The sequence below is a fragment of the Saccharopolyspora oryzae genome, from assembly GCF_027853915.1.
GTDB lineage: Bacteria > Actinomycetota > Actinomycetes > Mycobacteriales > Pseudonocardiaceae > Saccharopolyspora > Saccharopolyspora oryzae.
On sequence record NZ_JAQGLA010000142.1, the window covers coordinates 1 to 9776 of the forward strand.

9 protein-coding genes are annotated in these 9776 nt (G+C 70.7%); 4 read left to right on the forward strand and 5 right to left on the reverse strand.

The window, feature by feature from the left end; all coding sequences use genetic code 11:
• The 3 genes from OU415_RS36970 to OU415_RS36980 form a co-directional block, all read right to left on the reverse strand.
• Positions 1–1597 (reverse strand): alpha/beta hydrolase (locus OU415_RS36970; RefSeq protein ID WP_270954385.1); only part of this gene is annotated, 1597 nt, incomplete at its 3' end.
• Positions 1598–1702: 105 nt separating this feature from the next.
• A complete protein-coding gene (locus tag OU415_RS36975; RefSeq protein ID WP_270954387.1) occupies positions 1703–3784 on the reverse strand; it encodes an FUSC family protein in 2082 nt (693 codons plus the stop codon).
• A gap of 61 nt (positions 3785–3845) precedes the next feature.
• Positions 3846–4436 carry a TetR/AcrR family transcriptional regulator gene (locus tag OU415_RS36980; RefSeq protein ID WP_270954388.1) on the reverse strand — a complete coding sequence of 197 codons (591 nt, stop codon included), beginning with the start codon at positions 4434–4436 and terminating at the stop codon, positions 3846–3848.
• Positions 4437–4644: 208 nt separating this feature from the next.
• Between OU415_RS36980 and egtA the strand changes: the two genes are divergently transcribed.
• From egtA to egtD, 4 genes are read left to right on the forward strand one after another with little or no spacing between them, the layout of a single operon-like run.
• Positions 4645–5877: an ergothioneine biosynthesis glutamate--cysteine ligase EgtA gene (gene egtA / locus OU415_RS36985; protein WP_270954394.1), complete on the forward strand. Its 1233-nt coding sequence runs from the start codon at positions 4645–4647 to the stop codon at positions 5875–5877.
• A gap of 18 nt (positions 5878–5895) precedes the next feature.
• On the forward strand, positions 5896–7221 hold the full coding sequence (gene egtB, locus OU415_RS36990; protein WP_408641991.1) for an ergothioneine biosynthesis protein EgtB: 1326 nt from the start codon (positions 5896–5898) through the stop codon (positions 7219–7221).
• 2 nt (positions 7222–7223) lie between these two features.
• Positions 7224–7979, forward strand: coding sequence for an ergothioneine biosynthesis protein EgtC (gene egtC, locus OU415_RS36995; RefSeq protein ID WP_270954389.1), 756 nt, complete (start codon positions 7224–7226; stop codon positions 7977–7979).
• Positions 7976–8947: an L-histidine N(alpha)-methyltransferase gene (egtD, locus tag OU415_RS37000; protein WP_270954391.1), complete on the forward strand. Its 972-nt coding sequence runs from the start codon at positions 7976–7978 to the stop codon at positions 8945–8947. Before egtC ends, egtD begins: the two co-directional genes overlap by 4 nt.
• 16 nt (positions 8948–8963) lie before the next feature.
• Here egtD and OU415_RS37005 read toward each other — a convergent pair whose 3' ends face one another.
• A complete protein-coding gene (locus OU415_RS37005; protein WP_270954392.1) occupies positions 8964–9182 on the reverse strand; it encodes a hypothetical protein in 219 nt (72 codons plus the stop codon).
• Positions 9179–9394, reverse strand: coding sequence for a zinc finger protein (locus tag OU415_RS37010; RefSeq protein WP_270954393.1), 216 nt, complete (start codon positions 9392–9394; stop codon positions 9179–9181). Before OU415_RS37010 ends, OU415_RS37005 begins: the two co-directional genes overlap by 4 nt.
• Positions 9395–9776 lie beyond the last annotated feature (382 nt).

Consider the following 9776-nt stretch of genomic DNA (forward strand, 5'->3'; position numbering starts at 1 on the left):
AAAAGCCGGTTGCAGACGGGCACTGAGTCGTTCGCCTGCTGCGGAAGGCCGGGTCCGGGGTCGGGCCCGGCCTTCCGCGCGTTAACGGCAGGTCGAGGGTCTTCTGCTGGGTCGCCGGGGCCTTCGGGTCCGGTGCCGGGTGGCCGGGGACCTCCACGTCGTCGGGCGGCAGCGTCCCGTTGACGAGGTAGTCGGTGCCGATGCGGTCCGCTTCGGCGTTGCCGGCCAGCGCCCACACCCCGTGCTTGCCCGCGTCCCGCTCGGTGACCATCACCGAGGACGGCAGCGAGCGGTGCATCTCCAGCGCGCCCTCGTACGGGGTGGCCACGTCGTGCTCGGAGTTGAACAGCAGGACCGGCGGCAGGCCGTCACCGGTGATCTTCAGCGGCTCCTGCCGGGGCGCTTGCCAGAACCGGCAGGGCGCCACGGTCCAGCTGTTGTACCAAGCGGCCAGCGGGTAGTCCTTCGCCAACCGCTCGGAGTCGCGCTCCCACTCGCGCTGGCGGGTCGGCCACGGCGCATCCGCGCACTCCACCGCGTTGTAGATGGCGTTGCCGTTCTCCGCCAGCTCGTCCTTGGGCTCGACCTGGTCGGCGAGCTTCTTGTCGTCGTTGCGGAGGTGGAAGTCGGCCAGCCCCTCGGCCAGCGGCTTCCAGGAGGTCTCGCCGTAGAGCGCGTTGAAGGCGAGGTCGATGAACTCCGCGGGCCCGAGCTTGCCGCGGGGCGCCTTGCGCAGCTCGGCCTGCACGCCGTCCCACGCCGCCTGCACCTGACGGCGTTCGGTGCCCAGGTGGAAGACGTCGTCGTGCTGGGCGATCCAGTCGAAGTACAGCCCGAGCCGCTCCTGGGCGGCGATGTCCTGGTTGAGGTTGTTGCGGTACCAGATCTCCGAGGTGTCCGGGTTGACCATGCTGTCCAAGATCATCCGGTCCACGTGCTGCGGGAACAGCTGCCCGTACACCGCGCCCAGGTAGGTGCCGTAGGAGTAGCCGAGGTAGCTGATCTTCTGCTCGCCGAGCGCTTCCCGGATCCGGTCCACGTCGCGAGCGTTGGTCGGCGTGTTGAGGTGCGGCAGGTACTTCCCGGCGCGCTGCTGGCAGCCGTCGGCGTACTGCTGGGCGCGCTGCCAGTTCTGCTCGCGGGCCTGCGGGGCGTCCGGGTCGGGCAGCGGGGTCTTCCAGTAGGTGCCCGGGTCGACGCAGCTGATCGGGGTGCTGTGCGCGACGTTGCGGGTGTCGAAGCCGATCAGGTCGTAGCTGTCGAGCACCGCGGCGGGCAGCTTGGCGGCCAGCGATCCGGCGAAGCCGACCCCCGGTCCGCCGGGGCCGCCTGGATTGATCAGCAGCGATCCGCGGCGGGCCTCGGGTTTGCGCGCGGGCTGCTTGGAGACCAGCAGCTTCAGCTGCTCGCCGGACGGGTCGCGGTAGTCCAGCGGGACCTGCAGCTCGGCGCACTGCAGTTGCGGGTAGGGCTTGCTGACGTCTTCCGGGCACGGCCCGAACTGCAGGCCCGGCGCGGCCTGCGCGGTCGACCCGGTGACTGCTGTGCTGGCGAGCACCGCGGCACCGGCCAGACCGAGCGCGAACGAGCGCTTCACTGGAGTTCTCCTCACGGAGCGGAATCGGACTGATCCGGAGCGTATTCGATCAGCCGCTACCGGGTCCGGCGAACCCCGCCGTTCGGGTTGTACCAGAGGTGTTCATCAGACGCGTTGTTCTGCTGCGGTGCCGAGTTCGCGGGCCAGGTCCTCGATGATCTGGGTGGTGCGGTCGAGCCAGCGGATCGTGCGGTGCAGCGAGGTCGGGCCGTCGGTGAGCGACTCGGCGATGTCGTGCAGCGAATCGGCCGTGACGTGCGCGGAATCCATCGCCGAGGTGAAGTCCGCTTGCGCTTCGCCGGTCATCGACTCCACCGCGTCGGCCAGCGCCCACAGCAGCTCGGACAGGCGGGTGCGGGTGTCCTCGTCGACCATGTCCGCGGTCGCCGACAGCGCCACCGCCAGGTTGCGCACGTAGTAGGCGCAGCCGCTGATCATCGTCACGGTCCGCTGCACCTGGCTGCGGCGGGACCGCAGCCGGTAGAACGTCAGCGGCCGGGTGCTGCGGACGACCTGCTGCAGGCCGTCGTCGAGCTCGCGCATCGACTCCTGCAGGCCGGTGACCTCGCCCCGCTCGCTGATCTCGGTCCCGGTGCCGCGCAGGAAGTCCCGCAGCGCCAGCAGGAAGTCCTCCGTGTTGGTGCGCACCAGCGACCGCGTGCGGGTCGGCAGGACGAACACCGCGGCCAGCACGCCGGCGCTGGCTCCGACGGCGGTCTCCCACAGCCGGGTCTCCAGCACGGAGGCATCGAAGGTGCCGAGCATGCCGTAGAGGGCGCCGAGCAGCGTGGTGATGAAGAACGTCATCGCCGCGTAGGAGAACCCGGCGAAGTAGAAGCCGAGGAACACGCAGACCAGGATCATGCCGATCTCGGCGCCCAGGTTCCCGGAGATCTGCGCGGCGACCAGGATCCCGGCCACCACGCCCAGCACCGTGCCCGCGGTGCGCTGCCACGCCCGCACCAGCAGTTCGCCGCGGCTGTTGGTGCTGATGAACACCACGAACGCGGTGATCACCGCCCAGTACCACCGGTTCGGCGAGACCAGCTGGCCGAGCACGATGGCCAGCGCCGCCGCGCAGGTGACCTGGACGGCCATCCGCACTTCCGGGCGCTGCAGCCCGGTTTCGGCCGGTTCCGCGGGTTCGGCGTCCGAGTCCGCGGCGGGCTCGGGTTCGGGCTCGGCGCGGTCTTCGGCGAGCTCGCCGGTGGCGTCGGACAGCTCGGCCAGGCAGGTGCCCAGCCGGCGCACCGCCATCGCGACCGCCACCGAGCCCTGCTGCTCGATCCCTTCCGCGACGCACCGTGTGGCCACCAGGAGGTCCTGCGGGTCGGCGTGCAGCACCGCCAGCAGCGCGCTGACGGCGTGCGGCACCGTGTCGCCGCCGCTGGGGTGGTCGACCAGCCGCAGCAGCGGGGTCAGCAGGTTCTCGGCGGCGAGCTCGACGTCGAGGATGCGCTGGCGCAGCCGGTAGCGGCCGGCCTCGTCGAGCGAATCGAGCTGGCCGACGGCGTTCTCGAGCATCAGCGACGTCTCGTTGAGGCGCACCGATCGGTTGGTCAGCTCGCGTCGCCGCGCCACCGATCCGGGTTGTTCGGCGACGTCCCGCACGGCGTGCAGCAGGCCGTGGACCTGCGCTTGCATCGTCCGGAGACCGCGTTCGAGCACTCCTTCGGGGTAGTCGCTCAGCACCAGGAACCGCAGCACGAACGCGGCCAGCGCTCCGACGATCGCCGCCGCGAACAGCGCGGGCAGCTGGGCCGGCTTCGGCTGCAGGAACATCGCGAAGAAGTAGCCCATGAACGCGACCATGCCCAGCGGGAAGAACCGCGGGCCGAAGCGGCGGATGTAGACCGCCACGAAGATCACGACCAGGAACACCAGGACGTGCACCAGCGGCCAGGGCGTGGTGAGGATCGCCAGCACCAGCGCGACCGTCACCGGCAGCGGCATGAGCAGGGTGGTGATCTGCTGCTGGCGCCGCTGCGGGTCGTTGACGCCGAGCGAGGAGTTGATCGCCACCACGGCGCCGAGCATCGCCAGCGGCAGCGGCTGGCCCCACCAGGCCAGCACCGGCAGCAGGACCGCGATGGTCAGCGCGACCGAGAGGGTGACCCGCGTCGCGGTGCGCAGCCTGCGCATGGACGGGTCAGAGGCGAGGAAGCGATTCCACCACTCGCTCCACATAGCGCCGCGGGCTCCTTCGCGCTCATCCGATCAGGCTTGCGAGATTACGCCGGATCTTCGCTCAGCGGGTGCGGTGGCGCCGGACGCTTTCCTCGACCAGGTCCAGCACCGGGGTCAGGTGCTGCGCGGGCAGCCCCATCGCCAGGTGCGAGAGCAGGCCCTCGAGCACCAGTTCCAGGTATGCGGTCAGCACGTCGACGTCGACGTCGTCGCGGAGGTTGCCCGCTTGCTTCTGCCACTCCAGGCGCGCCCGGGTGGCGGTGGTCAGCTGCTCGGAGCGCTGCGCCCAGCGCTCCCGGAACTCCTCGTCGGTGCGCAGCCGCCGGGACACCTCCAGCCGGGTGCCCAGCCAGTCCGCGCCCAGCGCGGGGGCGCCGGTGCTGGAAGCGTTGAGCAGGTTGCGCATGACCTGCACCAGACCCTGCTCGGCCACCACGTCGGCCATCCGGGTCGCGTCGTCCTCGGCGAGGGCGAGGAACAGCGACTCCTTGTCCTTGAAGTGGTGGAAGATCGCTCCGCGGGAGAGCCCGGTGGCTTCTTCCAGCCGGCGCACGGTGGCGCCTTCGTAGCCGAAGCGCGCGAAGCACGACCGGGAGCCGTCGAGGATCTGACGGCGCCGGGCGTCGAGGTGGTCTTGGCTGACCCGAGGCATATCCTGATCGTCCCAGGACGCACCGCAGGATGGCAATCCGTACGTACGTTTTGCTACCTGGCTCCCACCGTTCGGACGCGCGTCCGATCAGGTGGACGGACCTCGAAAAACCCGAATCCCGTTAACACTTGGCGTGATTGAGAACAAGGGTCGCGACCATGGGGGACGAGCGGTAGCGTCGGTGACCGGCCAATTACGGACGGTGATCATGTTGCCGGTGTCGACCGATCCTGCCGCCGCTGACTTCCCGACCTCCCGCGTTCGAACCAGGGCGGAGGCCGAGGCCTACGTCGCCTCGGTGTGCTTCAAGCACGGCCCCCCGAAGCTGATGGGCATCGAACTCGAATGGACCGTGCACCACCAGGACGACCTGACTCGCCCGCTCGACGCCGCGACGCTCATCAGCGCGCTCGGCGAACACGCGCCCCCCTCCCTGGTCCCGGACAGCCCGCACCGACCGCTGCCGAACGGCTCGGTGCTCACCGTCGAACCCGGTGGCCAGGTCGAGGTCTCCAGCCTCCCCACGACTTCCATGCGCTCGCTGTTCACCGTGGTCGCCGCCGATGCCGCGCACGTGGCGCGCCGGTTGGGCCGGGCCGGTCTGGTGCTCGGCGAGCAGGGCACCGACCCGTGGCGGCATCCCCGGCGGATCCTGCGGGTGCCGCGCTACGCGGCGATGGAAACCGCGTTCGACCGCATCGGGCTGGACGGCCGGTTGATGATGTGCAGCACCGCCGGGGTGCAGGTGTGCCTGGACGCCGGTGAACCGGACCGGGTGGCCGCCCGCTGGGCCGCGCTGCACGCGCTCGGACCGGTCATGATGGCGACCTTCGCCAACTCGCCCCTGCTGTTCGGCGAACGCACCGGATGGGTGTCGACCCGCACCCGCGCGCTGCTGCGCACGGATCCGCCGCGCACCCGTCCGGGCTCGATCACCGCTGATCCGGCCGGGAGCTGGGCCAGGCGGGTGCTGGACACCTCCTTGGTCTGCCGGCGGCGCGAAGGCGACGACTGGACGGTGCCCAGCGGGATCAGCTTCGCGGAGTGGATCCACGGCACGTGGCCGGACCCGCCCACCCGCGAGGACCTCGACTACCACCTCACCACCGTGTTCCCGCCGGTCCGGCCGCGCGGCTACCTGGAGGTCCGCTACCTGGACGCCCAGCCCGGTGACGGCTGGATGCTCCCGGCCGCGGCGCTGATCGCGCTGTTCCGCGAGGAGTCCACGGTGGACGAGGTGCTGGCGCTGACGTCCCCGGCGGTGGGCCGCTGGGTGCACGCGGCGCGGCACGGCCTGCTCGACCGGACCTTGGCGCACGTCGCCGAGGACGTCTTCGAGCTGGCCTGCCGGCTGCTCGACGGGCCGGACGTCCCGGAGGGGCTGTCCGGTGAGCTGGCCGACTTCGTGGCGCGGCGCATCGCCGCGACCGGCGATCGCTGATCACTGCGGAGGTATCCGGTGAACCTGGCAGAACTGAGCGAGGAAGACCTGCGCGCGCACGTGGCCGCGGAGCTGGCGCGCACCCGGCGGCGCAGCGCCGAGCTGACCGACTCGGTCGACGACGAGGACCTGGTCAAGCAGCACTCGCCGCTGATGTCCCCGCTGGTGTGGGACCTGGCGCACGTGGGCAGCCAGGAGGAGCTCTGGCTGGTGCGCGACGTCGGGGGTGCCGAGGCGATCCGCCCGGACATCGACGACCTCTACGACGCCTTCCAGCACGCCCGCCGCGACCGCCCGCAGCTGCCGCTGCTGGGACCGGCCGAGGCCCGCGACTACGTCGGAACGGTGCGCGACAAGGTCTTCGACCTGCTGGAGCGCACCCCGCTGGAGGGGCGGCGGCTGGTCGACCAGGCCTTCGCCTTCGGCATGATCGTGCAGCACGAGCAGCAGCACGACGAGACGATGCTGGCCACCCACCAGCTGCGCAGCGGAGCCCCTGCGCTGACCGCGGAACCACCACCGTCCGATGTGGACGTCCTGCCGCCCGAGGTGTTCGTGCCCGGCGGTCCGTTCACCATGGGCACCTCCACCGAGCCGTGGGCGCTGGACAACGAACGCCCGGCGCACCAGGTGCACGTCGACGACTTCTACCTCGACAGCGCACCGGTCACCAACGGCCAGTACCTGGCGTTCATCGACGCCGGCGGCTACGAGGACCCGCACTGGTGGAGCGAGGCCGGCTGGGCGTACCGGCAGCGAGCCGAGCTGCAGGCGCCCCGGTTCTGGCAGCGGGACGGCGACCGGTGGACGCGCCGCCGGTTCGGGCACGTCGAGCCGGTGCCGGAAGCCGAACCGGTAGTGCACGTCAGCTTCCACGAAGCCGAGGCGTACGCGGCGTGGGCCGGGAAGCGGCTGCCGACCGAGCAGGAGTGGGAGAAGGCCGCGCGCTTCGACCCGAGCACTGGCCGGTCGCTGCGCTACCCGTGGGGCGACGACGATCCGGAACCGGAGCACGCCAACCTCGGCCAACGGCACTTGCAGCCGGCGCCCGCCGGGGCCTACGCGGCCGGTGCCGCGCCCTGCGGAGCGCGGCAGCTCATCGGGGACGTGTGGGAATGGACGGCCACCGACTTCCTGCCGTACCCGGGGTTCGCGGCCTTCCCGTACCGCGAGTACTCGGAGGTGTTCTTCGGCCCCGAGTACAAGGTGCTGCGCGGTGGTTCGTTCGGCACCGACCGGGCCGCCTGCCGGGGCACCTTCCGCAACTGGGACTACCCGATCCGCAGGCAGATCTTCGCCGGGTTCCGCTGCGCCCGCACCCCGCGGGCGGGGGAGCGCGGCTGACCATGTGCCGACACGTGGGATACCTGGGGTCGGCGGTCGCGCTGTCCGACCTGCTGCTGGAACCTGAGCACTCGCTGCTGGAGCAGGCGTTCGCTCCCGCCGATATGCGCGGCGGCGGCACCATCAACGCCGACGGTTTCGGCGTCGGCTGGTACCGCGAGGACGGCTCCACGGCCCGCTACCGCTCGGCGGCTCCGATGTGGACGGACCAGTCCTTCCGGGACATCGCGGGCGAAGTGCGCAGCGGCGCGGTGGTCGCGGCGGTGCGCTCGGCGACCGTCGGGATGCCGGTGGTGCCCGATGCCTGCGCGCCCTTCACCGACGGCCGGTGGCTGTTCAGCCACAACGGCCGCGTCACCGGTTGGCCGGACTCGGTGGCCAAGCTGGCCGCCCGGTTGGACGTCGTCGACCTGCTGAAGATGGAGGCGGCCACCGATTCGGCGCTGCTGTGGGCGCTGCTGCGGCAGCGGCTCCTCGACGGGGCCGAGCCCGCGGTGGCGATGTCGGAGCTGGTGGGCGAAGTGGCCGCCGCAGCACCGGATTCGCGGTTGAACCTGCTGCTCAGCGACGGATCCCGGGTGGTGGCCACGACGTGGACGCACTCGCTGTGGGTGCGCCGGGGCTCCGCTGCGGTGACCGTCGCGTCCGAACCGTTCGGCGCGCGGGACGGGTGGTGCGAAGTCCCGGACCGGAGTGTGGTCGTCGCAGAGGCCGACGACGTTCAGGTGCGGCCGCTGGCCGAGATGGGGGAGAGATGAGCGAACCGGAACTGATCGTGCGGTTCACCGCCGAGGACGCGGCCCGCGAGCTGCGCTCCGACGTCCGGGAGGGGATGACCGAAGAACCGAAGTGGTTGTCCCCCAAGTGGTTCTACGACGCCGAGGGCAGCGAGCTGTTCGAGCAGATCACCGCCTTGCCGGAGTACTACCAGACCCGGGCCGAGCAGCAGATCCTGCAGCGCAACGCGATGGACATCGCCGAGGCCACCGGCGCGGCCACGCTGGTGGAGCTCGGATCGGGGTCGTCGGAGAAGACCCGCCTGCTGCTCGACGCCCTGCGCAAGCACGGGACGCTGCGCCGGTTCGTGCCGCTGGACGTGTCGATCTCCGCGCTGCGGGCCGCGGTGGACGCGATCGCGCTGGACTACCCGGAGCTGTTCGTGCGCGGTGTGGTCGACGATTTCACCAGCGGGCTCGGTGCGCTGGACGCGGGAACCGATCGGTTGGTGGCGTTCCTCGGCGGCACGATCGGCAACCTGCTGCCCGCCGAACGAGCCGGTTTCTTCACCGCGGTCCGCTCGGCGCTCCGGCCGGGGGAGTGGTTGCTGCTGGGCACGGACCTGGTGAAGGACCCGGGCCGGTTGGTCAGCGCCTACGACGACTCGCGAGGGGTGACCGCGGAGTTCAACCGCAACGTGCTGCGCGTGCTGAACCGGGAACTGCGCGCCGACTTCGACCCCGGGGCGTTCCGGCACGTGGCGCTGTGGAACGCCGAGCAGGAATGGATCGAGATGCGGTTGCGCGCCGAGCGGCCGATGCGGGTGGAGCTGGCCGATCTGGCGCTGACCGCGGACTTCGCCGAGGACGAGGAGATCCGCACCGAGATCTCGGCGAAGTTCCGGCGCGCCCAGGTCCAGGACGAGCTCGCCGCCGCCGGGTTCGAGCTGCGGCACTGGTGGCTCGACGACGCCGGCGACTTCGCCCTGTCCCTGGCCGTGGCGATGTGAGCGGGAGGACGCGTGCTCACGACTTGATCGAGCCGGTGGCCCCGGCGAGGCAGCGGACGCAGGGCATCCCGGCCGGTTTGTCGGAGACCTCCGCCTGGTTCGCGGGGATCTCCACGCCGCAGAAGGTCAGCCACTCGGCCGGGATCCCGGTGCCCGGCGCGGTCGCCAGGTGCGCTTCGCGGCGGGTTTCGCCGACCACGCCGAACGCGTACCGGACGGCCACGGTCCTGTTCACGAGGTGCCCCCCGGCATTCGTCCTGCTGCCCGCAGGCAGTCCCCGCACGTCGGCCACAACCAGTTCAACGCCGTCGGTTCGGCGGCATCGATCTGCTGCCCGCACAGCGTCGTGATCGGCTCGCCCTCGCGGTGCTGCCCGGACGGCACGGTCCCGTCGATCGCGTGGCAGTGCTGCCCGGCCGGCTGCCAGTGGTGCTCGAGTTGGATCATTCTCCCCACCTCCGCGGATTGGGACTGTTCCCCGCGGAACCGGTGACGAGCAATCCCCGACGTTGACCCGTTCGGCCCAACGATCACAGACAAAAAGGACCAGAAAGCCACTCGAAAAGACCAGTGACCCACAAAATCTACACGGTGCGTGACCACAACGAGAACAGGCCAGCCCGAGCACCCAATCCCAACTCGAGCACCTATCTCGACTCGAGCACCTATCCAGGTCTGAGCACCTATCCCGGCCTGAGCATCTGCCTTGGCCCGAGTGCTTTCCCGGCCCGGGCACCTGTTTTGGCCCGAGTACCTGTTTTGGCCTGGCCACTTGGTTTTTGGTCCGAGCACGTGTCTCGGTCTGAACGCCAATCTCTGATCAGAGCTC

Bases quoted from the DNA above. Each gene is read 5' to 3' on its own strand.
- OU415_RS37010 (WP_270954393.1), bottom strand. From the start codon at position 9,394: ATGATCCAACTCGAGCACCACTGGCAGCCGGCCGGGCAGCACTGCCAC.
- egtD (WP_270954391.1), top strand. From the start codon at position 7,976: ATGAGCGAACCGGAACTGATCGTGCGGTTCACCGCCGAGGACGCGGCC.
- egtA (WP_270954394.1), top strand. From the start codon at position 4,645: ATGTTGCCGGTGTCGACCGATCCTGCCGCCGCTGACTTCCCGACCTCC.
- OU415_RS36975 (WP_270954387.1), bottom strand. From the start codon at position 3,784: ATGTGGAGCGAGTGGTGGAATCGCTTCCTCGCCTCTGACCCGTCCATG.
- OU415_RS36980 (WP_270954388.1), bottom strand. From the start codon at position 4,436: ATGCCTCGGGTCAGCCAAGACCACCTCGACGCCCGGCGCCGTCAGATC.
- egtC (WP_270954389.1), top strand. From the start codon at position 7,224: ATGTGCCGACACGTGGGATACCTGGGGTCGGCGGTCGCGCTGTCCGAC.